This is a genomic window from Chitinophaga varians (genome assembly GCF_012641275.1).
Lineage (GTDB): Bacteria > Bacteroidota > Bacteroidia > Chitinophagales > Chitinophagaceae > Chitinophaga > Chitinophaga varians_A.
Genome location: NZ_JABAIA010000003.1, coordinates 587,715 through 607,852, shown reverse-complemented (window position 1 = coordinate 607,852; position 20,138 = coordinate 587,715). Strand labels below are relative to the sequence as shown.

Sequence of the window (20,138 nt, the reverse complement as noted above, 5' to 3'; positions counted from 1 at the left end):
AGTAAATGTTGATGGATACCGACTTACAGCTCATGTACATCATAGGCGGCATCACTTTCGGTTGGGGCGGCAGTCGTCACCGCCTGGATGTAGGCGGCCAGCTGCGCGATGTTTTTACATTCAAACAGCTTGCTGACAGAGAGCTGAATGGCCAGCTTCCGTTTGAGGTGGGCCACCACCCTTACCGCCAGCAGCGAGTCGCCGCCCAGTTCAAAGAAATCATCGTATATGCCTACCTGTGGTACTTCCAGCAGTTCCTGCCAGATAGTGGCCAGGTCTTCTTCCATGGTATCCCGGGGTGCAACGAAGGTGCCTTTGTGCAGATCGTCCGGATCAGGCAGGGCACGGCGGTCTATTTTACCGCTGGCAGTCACCGGCAGTTGTTCCATGGGTATCAGCAGGGCAGGCACCATGTATTCCGGCAGTTTTTCCTTCAGGTAACTGAGGATGCCTTCCTTGTCAAAGTCGCCCTGCGGCACGATATAACCCACCAACCGTTTGTTGTCGGCACCATCGGCCCTTGCCAGCACTACGGCTTCGTTTACCAGTGCGCATTCCTGCAGGACGGTTTCAATTTCGCCCAGCTCAATACGGAAGCCGCGTATTTTCACCTGATGGTCTATACGGCCGATGTATTCGATATTGCCGTCTGCGAGCCAGCGGGCGGTATCTCCCGTGCGGTACAGGCGGGCGCCCGGCACAGTACTGAAAGGATGCGGGATAAATTTCTCCCTGGTCAGTGTTTCGCGATGGAGGTAACCACGGGCGAGGTTAGCACCTCCGATGCACATCTCCCCTGCCACGCCGATGGGGCACAAAGCGCCATAGCGGTCCAGGATGTATACGTTTACATTGGCAATAGGCTTACCGATGGTCACCACATTATCTTCCCGTATAGGCTGGTCGGTGAGCGTGGTACAAACGGTATTCTCCGTAGGCCCGTAGGCGTTAATCAGCCGGATGCCTTTGCCTTGCAGGTACTTGCCGTCTTCGCGGTTCAGCGGCTCTCCCGCAGACACGATGGTCCTCACCGGTCCTAACACGTCTTTGATAATATGCTGGTAAGAAGGCGGCAGTGTTACCAGGTCTACCTGTTGGGTATTCACCAGTTCCGCGAAGCTATCGGCCGACAGCAGGTCTTCTTTGCGCGGCAGCACCAGGATACCGCCGCTCAGCAGGGTATTGAATATTTCGTAGCAGGAAGCGTCAAAACCGAAAGAGGCAAACTGGAGAGAACGCATGCCAGGCTTCAGCCACAGGGCATCGCGCTGGCTGAGGGCGAGGTTTACCACGCCACGGTGTTCCAGCATTACGCCTTTGGGCTTACCGGTAGATCCGGAAGTATAGATCACATAAGCCAGGTCTCCCGGTGCCGGCAGTCTCGCCGGTTCAGTTACCGGGCAATTGCCGATGGCGGCGGCTTCTTCATCTACCAGCACGATGGTCGCATCGGGATTGGCTACACGCAGTTTGCTGCTGCAGCTGTTGCTGCTGACCATCACATCAGCACCGGTATCTGCCAGCATGTAGCTGATACGGTCTGCCGGGTATTCCGGATCGATGGGCACATAGGCCGCACCGGCCTTCAGGATGCCCAGTATGCTGATGATCATTTCCAGCGAACGTTCAAGGCAGATGGGCACCAGCGAGTGGTTGGCAACGCCTTTGCTGCGGAGGTAGTGCGCTACCTGCGCCGCGCGTTCGTCCAGCTCACGATAGGTTAAATGCTGGCCTGTGAATATCAGCGCGGTGGCTTCTGGTTGCAGTTCTACCTGGACCTTCAACTGATCAATGATGGTATTGTTAAGCGGATAATCAACAGCCGAAGCATTGAATGTATGCAGGAGCTCCGTTTCTTCCGCACTGCTCAGCATGGACATAGTACCGATGCTGGCCTGCGGTGTGGCCACTGCGGTACGCAGCAGCTGCTCAAAATGCCGGGCCATCCGCCGGATAGTATCTTCCCGGAAGAGGTCAGCACAGTATTCAACACAACCCCTGAGCTCTTCTCCCACTTCTTCCAGCGTAAAGTTGAGGTCTACTTTGGTAGAGGTGTAAGGGATATCTTCTATGGCAAATTGTACGTCCTGAAGTTTCAGTTCAGGTACCGCCGGTGCGTTCTGTAACACAAACGCTGCCTGGAACAGTGGCGTGCGGCTCACGTCACGGTCTTTCACTACGGCGTCCACGATCTTCTCAAAAGGCACTTCCTGATGCGTAAAGGCGCCAAGCGTAGTGGCCTTCACCTGTTGCAGGAAAGCAGAGAACACCGGGTTGTCACGCAGATCGGCGCGCAGCGCGATAGTATTGATAAACAGTCCTATCAACGCTTCAGACTCATGTTGTGTTCTGCCGGCTACCGGGCTGCCCACGCATATATCATCCTGTCCGCTGTAACGGTGCAGGAGCACATTGTAAGCTGCCAGCAGCGTCATAAACAACGTCACGCCTTCTTCCTGGCAAAGTGCCCGTATGTTGCCGGTCAGCTCTTTATCCAGCATGAACCAGAAACGTGCGCCACGGTTGCTTTGTACAGCCGGACGGGTAAAGTCCGTAGGCAGCTGTAACGGCGCTACGTCATCCAGCTGGCGTTTCCAGTACCCTAATTGTTCTTCGAGCACATCGCCGGAGAGATAGTTCCTTTGCCAGAGGGCATAGTCTGCATATTGTACGGGCAATGCCTTCAGTTGCGGTGTACGTCCTTCCACGCCGGCGGCATACAGTTCCACCAGTTCATCCACCAGGATGGTGTTTGACCATCCGTCGGATGCAATATGGTGGAGTATCACCACGATCAGGTGTTCCTGTTCAGACAGGGAGATCAGGTGTACGCGCAGCATGTGATCATGTTGCAGATCGAACGGTATTGCTACCAACCGGGCTATTTCCTCATGCAAGGCTTCCTTATCATTCAGATAGGTAGGACGGCTGATCCTGTCCAGGCGCCAGTTGCCCGCAGGCTTCACGCGCTGGAAGGGTTGTCCGTCTTCCTGCTCTATGACAGTGCGCAATACTTCGTGGCGGTCAACGATTGTCCGGAGCGCGTCTTCCAGCACCTGCGGCTGCAGGTCGCCTTTCAGGCGTAACACCACCGGTACGTGATAGTGAACGCTGCCTTCCATCTGGTCGATGAACCACAAACGTTCCTGGCTAAACGACAGCGGCACTTGTTTCGGTCTTTCCTGTTTCACGACCGCAGGCACCGTAGTGTCCACACGGTTGCCCTCGAGGCGGGCCGACAGGGCTTTGACGGTGGGATAGTCAAATACGTCGCCGATCACCACTTCTGCTGTCAGTTCTTTACGGATGGCAGAGATCAGGCGGATGGCCAATAGAGAATGTCCTCCCAGTGCAAAGAAATCGTCGTGCAGGCCCACCTGTTCCACGTCCAGCAGTCTGGCCCAGATAGCGGCCATTTTAATTTCCGTTGGCGTAGACGGCGCCGTATAGTCCTCACCGGTAGTAGCGGCGACTTCCGGATCAGGCAGCGCTTTACGGTCAATTTTACCGTTCGGCAGCAGCGGGAAATGGTCCAGCACCACTACGGCGGAAGGATGCATATAATCCGGCAGTTCCTGGCGGATATAGGCTGTCAGGCCTTCGCGGTCATACTCGCCGTTGGGCACTACGTAGGCCACGAGGCGCTTGTCACCGGAGGCGTCTGTCTTCACCATCACCACCGCCTGACTGATATTGTCAAAGGCAGCCAGCACGGATGCTATTTCCCCTGGTTCCACGCGGTATCCCCGGATCTTCACCTGGTCGTCTATACGGCCCAGGAAGAGGATATTGCCATCGGGCAGGTATTTCACCAGATCGCCGGTGCGATAAAGCCGCTGGCCGGCGCCTGGCTGAAATGGGTCAGTGATAAATTTATTTTCAGTGAGGGCTGGTTGATGGAGGTAACCTTTGGCCACGCCGGCGCCGCCAATCAGCAGCTCTCCCGGCACGCACGCCGGACACAATTTACCCGCCGGGCTCACAATGTAAACATTGGTATTGGAGAAGGGCTTACCGATCGGTACGGTTTTCCCGTACACCTTATCGGCGCTCACCACGTGCAACAGTTTTCCGATAGTCGTCTCCGTTGGGCCGTAGTGGTTCACGACGGTGCAAGTTGCCTTAGCTGCGCGGATACTGTCTATCACGCCACCCTCTAATGCTTCACCGCCAAATACCAGCAGCTTTTCAGGGAGCAGCAGCGTATCGCCCGAGCAGAGCGCTTTCCAATGGGAAGGCACAATCTTGATGCAATCCAGCGGATGACGGCGCAGGTAACGGTTGATTTTCTCCGGGTCGTTGATAGCATCTTTGGAGAACAGGTGCAGTGCGCCACCTGTCAGCAGGGACCCGAAGATCACCGTGTTGCCCAGGTCTGTCGCTACGCTGGATAGCAGGCCGAAGGTATGGCATGTATCCAGTGGCGTGGCCGCTTTCAGGCCGTACGTATAGTCCACCAGGTTGCCATGGGTGACCAATACGCCTTTGGGCTGCCCCGTACTGCCGGAAGTATAGATCACATAGGCTACGCTGTCAGGGCTAACGACAGCGCCTATACGGGCGGTATCCAGCACGCTGATCTTCGCGGACGTACCATCAATGGCAATGACCTGAAGTGAAGGCCGTTGCGGCAACAGCTGCGCGCAGGCATCGCTGCTCACCACAATACGGGCGCCGGTGTCTTTCAGTACAAAAGCGGTCCGCTCTGCCGGGAACTCGGGGTCTATAGGCACATAAGCCGCACCGGCTTTCAGGATGCCTAACATACCCACGATGAGATGTACCGAACGCTCTATGCACAAGGGGACCAGTTCCCCGGGCTGTACGCCCAGGTTACGCAGGTAACGGGCCAGTTGGTTAGCACGATCTTCCAGCTGCTGCCAGGTAAGGCTGTCGTCTTCAAATACGACGGCGGTTTCCCGTGCCACACGGTCTGCCTGTGCTTCAAACAGGCTCACAACAGTAGCGTCTTTTGGATAGTCTACCCTGGAAGTATTGATCAGCCCAGCTTTTTCGGCTGTTGTCAGCGGTTCGATGTCCGCCAGTATTTCCACCTGTTGTGTCGCCAGCTGTTCCAATACTGTTTGGAAATGCCCTGCTATCATACGAACAGCCGCTTCCGGCAGCAGTCCGCTGTTATAGGCAAACAACAACGATGTTTGTTCTGCGATAGCAATGATAATAGTCAGCGGGTAGTTGGTATGCGGATGTATCTCTACATTTCTTATTCTCAACGCCCATTTGCGGGATTCCAGTACTTCATTGACCGGGTAGTTCTGGAAGGTAATGGAGCTGTCAAACAAATCGCTGCCTGCGCCGGTCCATTGTTGTACGTCGTTCAGACTGGCGTACTGGTAGTCGCGGCTTTTCAGCTGGCCTTCCTGTATGGCCTGCAGCCAGGCTACAACGTTCTGTTTTTCATCCACGTTGGTATGAAGCGGCAGGGTATTGATATACAGTCCCACCCTTTGTTCCACACCGGGCAGGTCATCCGGCCTTCCGGACACCGTAACGCCGTAGGAGATTTCATCACGACCGGTGTAGCGATATAACAGGTACGCCCACACGCCTTCCATCAGTGTACTGGTGGTAATATGGTGTTGCTGCGCGAAAGCGGTCAGCTTTTGGGTGAGGGTACGGTCAAGTGCGAGCTGGTGTTCCAGGTACACGCCGCTGCCTTTGGTCCTTGCGGTGGCCGCATCGATAAAGGGCAACAAGGTACCTTCGGTCGCGCCTTGCAGGTATTGTTTCCAGAAGGCGGCCAGTTGTTCTTTGTCTTGCTTCTCCTGGTAACGGATATAATCTTCAAAATGGTCTGTTGTTACGGCAGGCAGTTCTTTTCCCGTCACCAGCAGCTCGTAGGTATTGAGCAGGCTGTCTACCAGTACCGGCAATGACCAGCCATCCAGCAGGATATGGTGAGATGTCCATAACATCCGGTAGTTATTGTCCTGCAGCTGCACCAGTGTAAGCCGCATCAGCGGTGCTTCACGGAAATCAAATCCCTGGCGCAGGTCATCTGCTTTAAAGGCAGCAAAATCCTCTTCCTGTGCGGCTTTGTCCAGGTGCCTGTAATCCAGTATTGTGACCGGTATTTCCACCTGTTCGTAAACGCATTGTACGGGGATGCTGAATTCGTCGTAATAAAATGCGGTACGCAGGATGGTATATTGTTGCAGCAACCGGTTCCAGCTCTGGATAAAGGCGTGCGGGCGCAACTGCTCCAGGTCGCAGATAAACTGCTCGATGTAGGTGCCGCTTTCGCCATCATAGAGCCCGTGGAAAAGCATCCCTTCCTGCAATCCGCTGAGGCGGTACAGGCCGGACACCTGTTTCCTTCGCGCTGCACCTTTGTGTGGCGTGTCCAGGAAGCGGTCCAGTTCCTGCCAGCTGATTTCCCGTCCCAACCCGTAATCAGCCGGTGTGGCTTTTGTTTCCTGTTGAGCCACACAATGCAGTATCAGAGCCTCCAGCTGAGAAAGATAATCTGCCGCCAGTTGTGTGATCGTGGCAGGGTCGTAGTGTGCCTGGCTGTATTTCCATTGTACCACCAGTTCACCACCCTGTACGATGCAGTCCACGCCCATCTTCTCGTTGACAGGCAGCTCCGGGGACATGCCGGCGCCGGAAGATTCATGGGCGATACCGAGGTAGCTACCGCCCTGTGTCACATTATCCACCTGTCCGAGGTAGTTGAAGATGATATCCCAGGGATGGCTGCCTTGCAGCGACGTCGTTTTATTGATGTATTTCAGCACACCGTAGCCAATACCTTTATCGGCTACCTTACGCAGGCTTTCCTTCACTGTTTTCAGCAGTGCGTCCGGCCCTTCGCCTTCGGCGGCAGGGAGGTACACAGGATATAATGAAGTGAACCAGCCTACTGTGCGGCTGGTGTCCACACCAGTGGCGATGTCTTCACGGCCGTGGCCTTCGAGGCCGATGACAGTGCCGGCCCCGCCGCTCCAGGTGGAGAGGGTGCGGGTCAATGCGGCCAGCAGGAGATCATTTACCTCCGTGCGGTAGGCGGAAGTGGTGCGTTGCAGGAGTTGTTGTGTCAAGGCAGTGCTCAACCGTACTTCCTGTGTACGTATGTCCGATGCCGTTACAGCGGCTTTGCTGTTAAAGTCTGTCCGCAGCGGCAGATGACGTTCTTTCACTTGCTCCCAGAAAGGCAGTTGACTTTGCAGGCGGGCGGACTGGCCATAGCTGGTCAATGCCTGCTGCCATTGGCGGTATGAAGTGCCTTTCGGCATCGTCAATGCCCCAGGGCCTTTTTGCAGCAACAGTTCCAGGTCTTCCAGGAGAATACGCCAGGACACCGCGTCCACAGCCAGGTGATGCACCACCATCAGCAGGCGGTTGTCTTTTTCCGTTGCCGGTGTTTGTACCAGCACTGCCCTGACGAGAATACCGCTTTCGAGGCTGAGCGTTCCGTGATAGTGGAGCGCCAGTTGCGCCATACGGTCTGGCAATTGCTCTGCCGGCACGGCCTGCAGGTCTTCCACATCGAGTACGCCTTCGTAGTCGCCATAGGCCTGTTCCCAATGGCCGCCGGTGTAGGTGTACCTGAACCGAAGGCTGTCATGTGTGGCCAGTAATTGTTTGATCGCAGCAGCCAGCGTATCAGCACCTATTTGTTTGCTGATGGTCAGCGGTACGCTCTGGTTGAAGTACGGCACATCGGGGCCGGCTGTTTCCAGGTACCACTGCTGAATAGGCAGCAGGCCGCTGGCGCCGGTCAACAGGCCTTGTTCGCCTGCCAACACTGTCTGGCTGCGGGATTGCAGTGCTGTTGCCAGCGCGGCAATGGTTTGATGCGTAAATATATCGCGGGGCTGGAATTCCAGGCCGGCCCTTCTGGCGCGGCTTACCACCTGGATGGTGATGATGGAATCGCCACCGGATTCAAAGAAATTATCGTAAACGCCTATACGCGGCAGGTTGAGTAATTGTTGCCATATGCCGGCCAGCAATGCTTCTGTTTCATTGCGCGGCGCGGTATATTCGCCGGCCGCTACCGTTGTAAAATCCGGATCAGGCAATGCTTTACGGTTTACCTTGCCACTGGCGGTAAGCGGAATAGCTGTCAACGGCACGAGGATGGCCGGCACCATGTATTCGGGCAACCGTTCCCTGATTGCGGACAGGATCGCTTCTTTGTCAAATGTTGCTGCGGGCACCACATAGCCGATCAGGCGTTTATGTCCGCCGGCGTCTTCTCTTACCACGACAGCTGCATCGCTGACCAGTTGCGAATCGAGCAGCGCGTTTTCTATCTCGCCCGGTTCCACGCGGAAACCGCGGATCTTCACCTGGTCGTCTATACGGCCCAGGTATTCGATGTTGCCATCCGGCAGCCAGCGGCACAGGTCACCTGTACGGTACAGGGTAGCGCCGGCAGTTTGACTGAAAGGATCGGCCACGAATTTTTCCTTTGTCAGGTCGTTGCGGTGCAGATAACCTCTGGCTACCTGTACGCCGCCGATATGCAATTCGCCTGCAATACCCGGAGGCAGCAGATGACCGGACTTGTCCAGGATATAAAGCTGCGTATTGGCTACCGGCCTGCCTATTGGCACAATATCGACATGACCGGCCTTGGCCGCGTGCCAGCAGGTGACTTCTATCGCCGCCTCCGTAGGGCCGTACAGGTTATACAGCTCCACATGCGGCAGTTTTTCCCGCACAGCCATCACCTGTTGGGGTTTCAGGGCTTCGCCACTGCACAGCACGCGCTGCAGTGACGGGCAGGCGCCGTTGGTAATATTTTCCAGGAACACATTTAACAGCGAAGGCACAAAGTGAATGGTAGTAATGCCATAGTGCCGGATAGCCGCCTGCAGGTAGTCTGCATCCTTCTGCCCTTCCGGTTTGGCGAACACCAGTTTCGCGCCGGAGATCAATGGCCAGAACAACTCCCATACAGACACGTCGAAGCTGAAGGTGGTCTTTTGCAATACAGCGTCCTGCGGTAACAGGCCAAAATAATCCTGCGCCCACAGTAGGCGGTTCACCACGCCTTTGTGCTCGTTCATCGCTCCTTTCGGATTGCCGGTAGAACCGGAAGTATAAATTACATAAGCGAGGTTGTCGGGTGTGATCTTCACATCCGGCGCCAGCGGAGGGAGATTGCTGATGGCGGCCCAGTCGGTGTCCAGCCTGATCACAGTAACATCGGCAGGCACTAAAGCAGCTGTCCGGCTGTCACCCAATACCACCTTCACTTTGGTGTCCTTCAACATATAATGCACGCGGTCTTCCGGATAGGAAGGGTCTACAGGCACATAAGCGCCGCCGGCACGCATCACGCCAAGGATAGCTACGATCATGTTATTGGAACGTTCGAGCAAAACCGGCACCAGCGTTTCCTTGCCTACTCCTTTGCTGTGCAGGTAAGCTGCCAGTTGCGCGGAACGCTCTTCCAGCTGACGGTAAGTCAATGTTTCTTCTTCAAAAACAGTAGCGACAGCTTCCGGCGTACGGCCGGCCTGTTCGGTAAAGAGGCTGACCAGCGTTTTATCCTGCGGATAGTCTGCCGCGGTGTCATTAAATACACGCAGCTGTTCGCGCTCTGTGTTTGTCAACCATTCCAGCTCGCGCACCAGTACATTGCCGGACGACATGATCTGCAACAGCACCTGTTCAAAATGTCCTGCGATCGCTTTTACATATCCTTCCAACAGGATGTCTGAATTATAATTAAAACGGACGCTGGTCGTTTCTCCTGCTTCGATGATAATATCCAGCGGATAGTTGGTATGCTCATGAACAGACACATTGTCTACCCGAAGACGCCAATGATCGGCCCCTACGGCTTTGCCGACCGGGTAGTTTTCAAACACCAGCAGGCTCTCAAACAAATCGCCGGAAATACCTGCACCACGCTGGATGGTATCCAGACCGGTATACTGGAACTCCCTGCTTTCCAGCTGAGCGGCTTGTATATCCTGCAACCAGGACACCATGCGGCTGTTTTCCTGTACTGACGTATGCAATGGCAGCGTGTTGATATACAGGCCAACGCGTTGCTCTACGCCCGGCAGGTCTTCCGGACGGCCGGAAACGGTCACGCCGTAGGTCACTTCATTGCGACCGGTATATCTGGATAACAGGAACGCCCATACGCCCTGCATAATGGTATTGATGGTTACCCTTTGCTGTTGCGCAAAGCGGGTCAGTGTAGTGGTAGTATCCTTGTCCAGTAATACGCTCACCGCTTTATAGACACCGGCACCTTTGGTACGCGCAGCAGTAGCAGGAATAAACGGCAGTAATGTTCCTTCGTCTGCATCTTTCAGATAGCCCTGCCAGTAAGCTGACGCCTGTGCTTTGTCCTGCTGTTCCACATAGTGGATATAATCACTGTAACGATCTTTTTCGTAGGTGCCTGCAGGTTGTCCGGCTGACAGTCTTTCGTAGGTATCCAACAGGTTTTCCAGCAGCACCGCCAGTGACCATCCGTCAAACAGGATGTGGTGGAACGTCCATAACATGCGGTAACGTTTGTCTGCCAGGCGTATCAGCGCCACGCGCATCAACGGCACCTCGGTGAAATCGATACCTCTCTCCTGATCGGCTACCTCATAATCTTTCAGCGCCTGTTGCTGCGCCGCTGCGTCCAGGTGGCTGTAGTCGAGCAGCTCAAAAGGCATTTGCACCTGCTCATAGGCACATTGCAGCGGTATGCTGAACTCATCATAGTAGAAACCGGTGCGTAGTACGCTGTAGCGGCCCAGCAGATGGTTCCAGCTCTGTTGCAGCAGGCTGATGTCCGGATCTTCCAGATCACATCCCAGTTGCTCTATATAGGCAGCATTGTGTTTGTCATACAGTCCGTGGAAGAGCATCCCTTCCTGCAGGCCGCTGAGGCGGTAGATGCCTTCCACCTGCCCTTGTCTTGGCGCGCCCCGGAAACTGCCTGCCATAAAGGTATCCAGCTCAGCGATGCTGATAACATTGCCCAACCCGAAATCGGATGGCGTGAAAACAGCTTCCTGTCTGGATGAGCAGTGGGCAATCAGTTCTTCCAGCTGCTTCAGATACAGCGCGGACAACGCGGCGATGTCTGCTGCTTCAAAATGATGGGTGCTGTAACTCCAGTCGAGCACCAGTTCCCCGTTTTGGATAATACTGTTGACTGCTATTTTTTCATGCACGGGATAATCCGGCGACATAGCCTGACCGGGTAACTCATCCGCATGGCGGACAGGCCCTGCTTCACTTACCACCCGGTCTGACTGACCGAGGTAGTTGAACACGATGTCCCATGAATCTTTACCCTGCAATGCAGGGGCTTTGGCGAGATATTTCAATACCCCGAAGCCGATGCCCCTGTCGGGCACCTGGCGGAGCTGTTCCTTGACAGACTTAAGCGCGGCGCCTGTGTCCTGTTTTCCTGCCACATCCAGCAACACCGGATACAGCGAGGTAAACCAACCTACTGTATGTGTGGTATCGATGCCTTTGGCAATGTCTTCGCGACCATGGCCTTCCAGGCCGATAATCACCTGTTGCTGGCCATTCCATTCCGCCACCGCCTGTGCCAGTGCGCATAACAGTATATCATTGACTTCAGTATGATAGGCCCTCGGTGCTTCCTGCAGCAGCGCAATTGTCTTCGCTGCGTCCAGTCGCACCTGCTGTTGACGTATATCCTTCAGCGTAACAGGCCGTGAATTGTCTTTTTGTTTTTTCAGCGGCGTATAACGACCGACGATCTTTTCCCAGTAAGCCGGCTGACTGGTCAGCAGCAGCTGATTGCCATAGGCCGCCAGTGCTTCCTGCCATTGGCGCATAGACGTACCTTTGGCGCCCAGCACTTCCTCTACCGGTTTGTTGTCCTTGTTTTTCAGCAACAGTACCAGGTCTTCCAGTAAAACTCTCCATGACACGCCGTCTACCGCCAGGTGATGTATCGCCAGCAACAGGTGGTTATGAGCTTCCGCCGAAGGCGTTAACAACAGGGTGGCGTGCAACAATGTACCGGCAGTAATATCCAGGCTGCGGTGTGCAGCTTCGGCATATGATAATACCTGTTCGGGCAACGCAGCGGATGATATCGCCCGCAGGTCCACCACCTCCAGGGCGCCTTCCGTGTGGCCATAATGCTGCTTCCAGCCGGAAGGCTGTTGCTGATACGTAAAGCGCAGCGCATCATGGTAACGGACCAGGCTGGCGATGGCAGTAGCCATGGCCTCCGGTGTGACGTCCTTGTCGATCTTCGCCCATAAGCCCTGATTGTAGTGTGATACGGCAGGCGGTTCACTGTCAAAATACCATTGCTGAATGGGCAGCAGGCCACTTTCTCCGGTGAGCGTGCCCTGTTCGCCGGCATTCTCCGTCTGTTGACCGGCGCCCAGCATAGCTGCCAGACTGCCGATGGTTTGATGCAGGAAGAGATCGCGTGGATGTAAATGGTACCCTGCGCGACGGGCGCGGCTTACCACCTGTATCGTAATAATGGAGTCACCTCCCAGTTCAAAGAAATTATCGTGCAGCCCTACCCGTTCTACACCAAGCAGGTCTTTCCAGATAAGTGCCAGCGCACGTTCTGTGTCGGTGCGCGGCGCAATGTATTCGTTGGCCAGCACCGCACCGGCGTCAGCATCGGGCAGCGCTTTTTTATCTACTTTACCGTTGCGGGTCAGCGGCAGTTTATCCAATTCCACCAGGATGGCAGGCACCATGTAATCCGGCAGTTTATCTTTCAGATAAGCCAGAATAGCAGCCCTGTCGTAGGTGCCATTGGGCACTACATAACCTACCAGGCGTTTATTGCCCTTGCTGTCCGCTTTTGCCAGCACCACCGCCTGGTTCACCAGTTCACATTTGGTCATTACACTTTCTATCTCACCCAGCTCTATACGGAAGCCACGGATTTTCACCTGATCGTCTATACGGCCCAGGTATTCCACCGTGCCGTCCGGCAACCAGCGACCGAGGTCACCGGTGCGGTACATACGGGCTTCAGGATCATTGCTGAAAGGATCGGCCACAAACCTTGTTTCGGTCAGTTCCGGACGATGGAGGTAACCTCTCGCCAGTCCCGCACCGCCTACATGCAGCTCTCCTGCCACGCCGGCCGGCGCAAGTCCGCCGTAAGGGTCCAGGATATACAGGCTCAGGGTCGGAATAGGCACACCTATCACACTGCCGCTGTTGGCGTGATGCAATGCGATCGGCTGGTAGGTGACGTGTACCGTGGTTTCGGTAATGCCATACATATTGATCAGACGGCAGTCGCTATAGCGCTGCAGCCATGGCTGTACTTTGCCGGGATTCAACGCCTCTCCGCCGAAGATCACATAACGCACCGGTACTTTATCCGCTACACCTGTCAGGTAGTCCTGCAATACATAGAAAGCAGAAGGCGTTTGGTTCAGGACAGTCACTTTTTCTTTCAGCAGTAACTCGCCGAAAGCAATAGCATCCTGCGCTACCGGCTTAGGCACTATTACCACGCGGCCGCCGTAAAACAGCGCGCCATACATTTCCCAGACAGAGAAGTCGAAGCAGAAAGAGTGGAACATGGTCCACACATCATCACTGTTGAAGTCATATAACGGCGCGTCCGTTTCAAACAGGCGTACAACGTTGCGATGCTCTATGAGCACGCCTTTGGGGTTACCGGTAGAACCGGAGGTATAAATCACGTAGGCGAGGTTGGAAGGCGTCAATTGCGTTACCGGCGGCGCTGCCTTATGGGCAGCAGGCGTGCGCAGTTTTTTATCTGCGGCCACCAGCACGACGTCCTTACGACCGGTTTTTACTTTGTCTTTGCAGTTGCTGCTGGTAACAATTACCGTAGCGGCGGTATCTTCCAGCATAAAGCGGATACGCTCTTCCGGATAGTCCGGATCGATGGGCACGTACGCGCCACCGGCCTTCAGGATGCCCAGGATGCCGATGATCATTTCCAGCGACCGTTCTATGCAAATAGGCACCAGTGTATCCTCCTTCACGCCTTTTTCGCGCAGATGGTGTGCCAGCTGATTGGAGCGGGCATGTAATTCCTTGTACGTCAGCGTATCTCCATCGAGCGATACGGCTACGGCGCCGGGCGTACGAAGCGCCTGTTCCATCAGCAGGTCTACGATGGTCTTTTCTTTGGGATAACCGACAGCCGCGGCATTGAAGGTCTCCAGCAACTGTTCCCGTTCTCCTTTGGCGAGCATGGGCAGCAAACCGATTTTTTCTTCCGGCTTCAGCACCACGCTGCGCAGCAGCTGTTCAAAATGCTGCCACAAACGGAGAATTGTCCGATGGTCGAACAAGTCGCTGCAATATTCCACGTTCACCTCGATACCGTCTCGGTTCTCGATGGCGGAGAAACTTAAATCAAACTGCGCTGTGGTATGTTCAAACACTTCTTCCTTCACAGACACGCTGCCGAGGCTGATCGCCGGGATGTCCGGCATGTTCTGTAAACCGAAGACTACCTGGAACAACGGTGTTCTGCTCAGGTCCCTGCTGGTAACAACGGCATCCACTATTTTTTCGAAAGGCACTTCCTGGTGATCATAGGCGCCCAGTGTTGTTTCTTTCACCTGTTGCAGCAAGGTCGTAAAGGAAGGATTATTTCCCAGATCGCTGCGCAATGCCAGCGTATTCACAAAGAAACCGATCAGTCCTTCCACCTCCTGCTGTATCCTGCCGGCAACGGGGCTGCCCACGCAGATATCATCCTGTCCGCTGTAACGGTGCAACAGTACTTTAAAAGCTGCCAGCAATGTCATAAACAGGGTCGCGTCCTGTTGTTGCGCCAGTTGTTTTAACTGTTCCTTCAGAATGTTTTCTATTTTGAAGGTGGCCATGCTGCCACGTCTGCTCTGCACCACCGGACGGGTACGGTCGGTGGGCAGGTTCAGCGGCGCTACGCCTTCCAATTGTTGTTTCCAGTATTCCAATCGTGTTTCCAGCACTTCCGGCGTCAGCCAGTTGCGCTGCCAAACAGCGAAATCAGCGTATTGCAGCTCCAGTTCAGCTACTGCCGCCGGGCTGTTTTCCGTATAGGCTTCATAGTAAGCCGCCAGTTCATTTACCAGTATGGAAACAGACCAGCCATCGGAGGCGATATGATGCATGACCATCACGAGGATGTATTCCTCATGGGCGCCTTCCATCAGGTGGGCGCGCAGCATATGGTCTTCCAAGAGGTTGAACGGCGTGTTGATCACCGACAGGATATGCTTATGCAGGGTAGCCGTATCAGTTAGGCGCAGGTCCCACTGCGATACGTCCATCTGCCATTTGTCTTTGTCCATTACCTGCTGATAAGCGGTCCCGTTTTTCTCGCGGATAACGGTGCGCAGTATCTCGTGGCGGTTCACCAGCGCCTGCAGGGCTTTTACCAGCGCTTCTTTGTTGAGCGCGCCTTTCAGCCGCAGCGCCAGTGGCATATGATAGGCTAATGAGCCTTCCAGTTCATCAATAAACCACAAACGTTCCTGGCTAAACGACAACGGTATCAGGGAAGGGCGACGGCCGGTCAGTACTGGTGGCAGGAGACGGCTTCTGTCCTGCTGGTCCAGATAAGCGGCCTGTTGACTGATGGTCGGGTACAGGAAGAAGTCCCTTACCGCCATTTCCACATTCAGCACTTTTCTGATAGCGGACACCGCACGGGTGGCCAGCAGGGAGTGTCCTCCCGATTCAAAGAAATTATCTTTTACGCCGATGGTATCCACCCGGAGCAGGTCTGTCCAGATAGCAGCCAGCTCGCGCTCTGTGGGCGTTACCGGCGCCTGGTAATGGATGTTGCTTTTGCGCTGCAGGTCTTCCCGCTCGCTGAGGAAGCGGCGGTCTGTCTTACCGTTGTTGGTCAGCGGTAACTGCTGCAGGGCGACAAAGTCAGTAGGGACCATATAATCCGGCAGCAGCCGGGCCATCGTTTCTCGGATATCGCGCTGTATCAGCGCGCAGATATCGGGGAACAGCGGAACACTCGTCCTGGGCGTAGTGGCGGCGACTGCAGGCACTGTGGCCCGTTCGATGATACCGTCAAAAGGATGCCGTTCCAGTACCAGGTCTGCCTTCAGCGGATCTTCATGTACCAGCAGGCGATAGTGATAACCTTTGGCTTTGGCCAGGCGGATGATTTCCTGCACCATGCGGGTTTCCGGGTCTGCTTTGGTACTGAAAGCCGCCAGCTCCCGTACCGTTTCCACTGCCTTGCTTCGCAGCGCCAGGTCCAGCAGCCTTTCTTTCCAGAGCCTTGGGTTAGGCACGTCTTTTAAAGCGATGATATCATGGTCCGCTGTCAGCTCGTCGAGCACGCTGTTCTTGTCTTCCAGCGCATCCCACGACTGCCAGTTGGTACGAAGTACGTTCTTTTCCTTCCCTACATGTATGATGACCGTATAACGGTAAAGGCTCAACTCATTACTGTAATCGGCCTCTTTCCATTGAATATTGATATGCGTGATCTCCGGGAAGATGTTGGCCAGCTGATAAAAATAAGCCGGAGAGAAACACAGCTCTTCTTCCTTCAGCACCTCTTGTTCCACCTGCCAGTTAAATTCACGGATGTTGGTCCTGTCCTGTAGCACAGCCAGTTGCAGCCGGCGCTTGAAAGACGGCAACAGGCGAAGATCGCGGACGTCGCCAATGATGATGGTACCATTGCCTTTGAGCAGGGACACACATTTGGTGAGGACGTCCGTCATGTATTGTTCTCCCGGGAAGTACTGTACGATGGAGTTAAGGATGATGGTATCGACGGACTCCTGTTCATCGATTGTCACATCGTGTGCCGCGCACAGCTTCAGCGTGGTATCCGGGTAGGTACGTTCTTTTTTATCTATTCTTCGCTGTATCTGCGCCATAGATACGCTGGAGAAGTCGGTGCCGATGTAGCGGTCGATATGTCCCGCCAGCTGATAATAAATCAGACCGGTACCGCTGCCTATTTCGAGTACCCGTTTGGGTGATTCTGCGAGGATGACTTTGGTGATATCCTGTAACCACTGGGCCATCAGTTCAGGCGCAATGGCGCCGCCGGTGAAGCTGTCGTTCCAGCCGGTGATGTTAAACTCCTCGTCGAGATCGGGCACCTCTTCTGCTTTGGTGTAGGCTGTTTCATACAGCTCCTTCCATGTCTCCACCTGTTGCAGGTACAACTGTGCTTCTTTTCTTCGTATAGCCTGCTGGTCCGGGATATAATAGCCTACCAGTCTTTTTTCACCGGGCGCCTGTTGTTTTACCACTACAGCACCGGCGGTGACTTCATCGAGGCTGTTGAGTACTTTTTCTATCTCGCCGGGTTCTATGCGGTAACCGCGGATTTTCACCTGGTCGTCTATACGGCCAAGGTATTCCACGGTGCCATCGGCCAGCCAGCGGGCGCGGTCACCGGTGCGGTACAGCCGGGCGCCCTGTTCGCCACTGAATGGATCGGCCACAAATTTTTCAGCGGTCAGTTCCGGCTGATGCAGATAGCCCGCCGAAACACCGGCGCCGCCAACATACAACTCCCCTGCTACGCCAATCGGCGCGGGGTTACCGAAAGCATCCAGCACATAAGCGGTACGGTTGCCTAACGGACGGCCGATAGGAATGCTCTTACCGCGTATTAAAGTATCAATGGGATAAGTAAGGGAAAACGTGGTATTCTCCGTAGGACCGTAACCGTTAATAACGGTCGTCTGCGGCCATGCCGCCCGGAAGCGGCGGATATGTTCCTCCGACAGTTTCTCTCCTCCCACCATCACCACGGCGAGCCCTTCAAACAATTGTATATCGTCATCCACCAACTGATTAAACCAGCTGGCGGTAAACCACATCTTGGTGACTTTCCGGTTGCGGATCTCATCCCGCAGCAGGCGGTTATCGAGAAAATGATGTTGCGGGCACATGACCAGCTGACCACCGTTGAGCAACATCCCCCAGTATTCTATGGTGGTAGCATCAAAGGAAGGAGAGCCGGTAGACAACAATACATCATCCGGGCCGAGCGGCACGAAATTACCGCCGGTGGCCAGGCTTACCACGTTACGATGTGTTACCAGTGCGCCTTTGGGTTTACCGGTAGAACCGGAAGTATACATCACATAGGCCACTGCGTCCGCGGTAAGATTGGTCTGCACCGGTATTCCGGGCAGCGCTTCCAGTGCGGCCGTCATCTGATCGGTGCACAGCAGTACCGCATCCGGGGCCGCCTCCAGCAGGAGCGCCTGATAGGCTGTGTTAGTGAGTATCCTGTTGCCCCCGGTATCCTGCAACATGAAGCGGATACGCTCTTTGGGATATTCCGGATCAATGGGAACATATACGCCGCCGGCTTTCAGAATGCCAAGGATGCCGATGATCAGTTCCACAGAACGGTCCAGGCATAAAGGCACGAACATACCCGGACGAACACCCAGATTTTTCAGGTATTGCGCCAGGCGATTGGCACGGTCTTCCAGTGTCCTGTAGGTCAGTTGTTCACTGCCGAAAGACAAGGCTATGGCTCCCGGTGTTTTCTGCGCCTGCTGATCAAACAGGGCGGTGATCGTCTGCCCGGCAGGATAGGCCACGGCTGTATCGTTGAACGAATGCAGCACCGCTTTCTTCTCTTCTGCCGGCAGTATATCGAAGGAGCCTACCTGCCCCGTGGGGTTGTCCACCACAGCATTCAACAATTGCAGGTAATGGGTGACCATGCGTTGCATGGTGGCTTCGCTGAAAAGGTCCACGCAATATTCCAGTTCCACTTTGAGGCCTTCCTGATTTTCTTCGAGCGACCAGAACTGATCGAACAGGCTGGTAATGTGTTTCACCGGTTCGCGGCTGATGGTGGCGTCTCCCAGTTTCAACGACGGCATCTGAGGCGCGTTCTGTAACACAAATATCACCTGGAAGAGCGGGTTCTTACTGATATCCCTTTCCCCTCCCATCATCTCCACTACTTTTTCAAAGGGCGCTTCCTGGTTCTCATATGCGTCCAGCATGGTATTTTTCAGCTGTTCGAGAAAATCCGTAAATGCAGGATTGCCGCCCAGGTCACTTCTGAGCGCCAGGGTATTGACAAAAAAGCCGATAAGCCCTTCCACTTCCTTCTGCATCCGTCCAGCTATTGCGCCGCCCACGCAGACGTCTTCCACGCCGCTGTAGCGGTACAGCAACACTTTAAATGCAGCCAGCAGCGTCATGTACAGCGTGGCTTGCCGTTCATGGGAAAGTTGCCGCAACCGCTCCGTGAGTGTTGTATTGATCGTAAAAGTGATCATGGCGCCGCGGGTGCTTTTCAACATACCACGGTCGCCATCTGCAGGCAATTCCAGTAAGGTGGTCCCGGATAATTTTTTACGCCAGTAGGCCAGTTTTTTATCCAGTAATATCCCCTGCAGGTTTTTACGTTGCCACAACGCATAGTCAGCGTACTGCACAGGCAGCGGCTGTGTGGTATCTGCATGTCCGCTGGAATAAACGGCATACAGCTTTACCATTTCATTGATCAGCACAGACAGAGACCAGCCATCGGCAGCAATGTGGTGGATCACGATCACCAGCATATGTACATCCGGCGCCAGTTTGATCAAATGTGCCCGGAAAGTATGGTCTTTTGAGAGATCGAAAGGTATATTGAACAAGGTGGTAATGTAGGCATGCAACTGCTCCGGATCTTCACGGTACCGGTCATCATCCGTAAGTCCCATATGCCAGGTGTCTTTTTGAAGCAGATGTTGATACGGGCGGCCTTCTTCCTGCAGGATGACAGTGCGTAGTACTTCATGACGATTAACAATAGCCTGGAACGTTCGTTCCAGCGAAGCGGTGTCGAGGCGGCCATTGATCCGGAAAGCGCCCCGCATGTGGTATTGCACGCTGCCCTGCAACTGGTCGATGAACCAGAGGCGTTCCTGACTGAACGACAACGGAACATGCCCTTCAAAGATGGCTGCCAGCGGGGTTATCTCGTTGGTATATGCCTGTCCGTCGCCCTGTTGCTTCAGGTATTCGATCAGGTGTACTTTATGCTGTCTTAGTTTCGTAAGAAATGATTCGTCGATTTCCCTGTCTTCCGCGATGTCCAGTAACAGGTTGTTGTTTTCAAAAGATAAGGTGACTCCATTTTCAGCAGCCTGTTGCAGGAGGGCTACAATATCGTTGACGTTTAAACTTGGCATTGTGCTGAGATTTAATAAAAAATGCTG

Annotated in this window: 1 protein-coding gene; it reads right to left on the bottom strand. The window is 54.5% G+C overall.

All coding sequences use genetic code 11. The features are described from left to right. Positions 1 to 23: 23 nt before the first annotated feature. Positions 24 to 20,111 (bottom strand): non-ribosomal peptide synthase/polyketide synthase, encoded by a 20,088-nt coding sequence (locus HGH92_RS25575; protein WP_168873649.1) that lies wholly within the window; start codon positions 20,109 to 20,111, stop codon positions 24 to 26. Positions 20,112 to 20,138 lie beyond the last annotated feature (27 nt).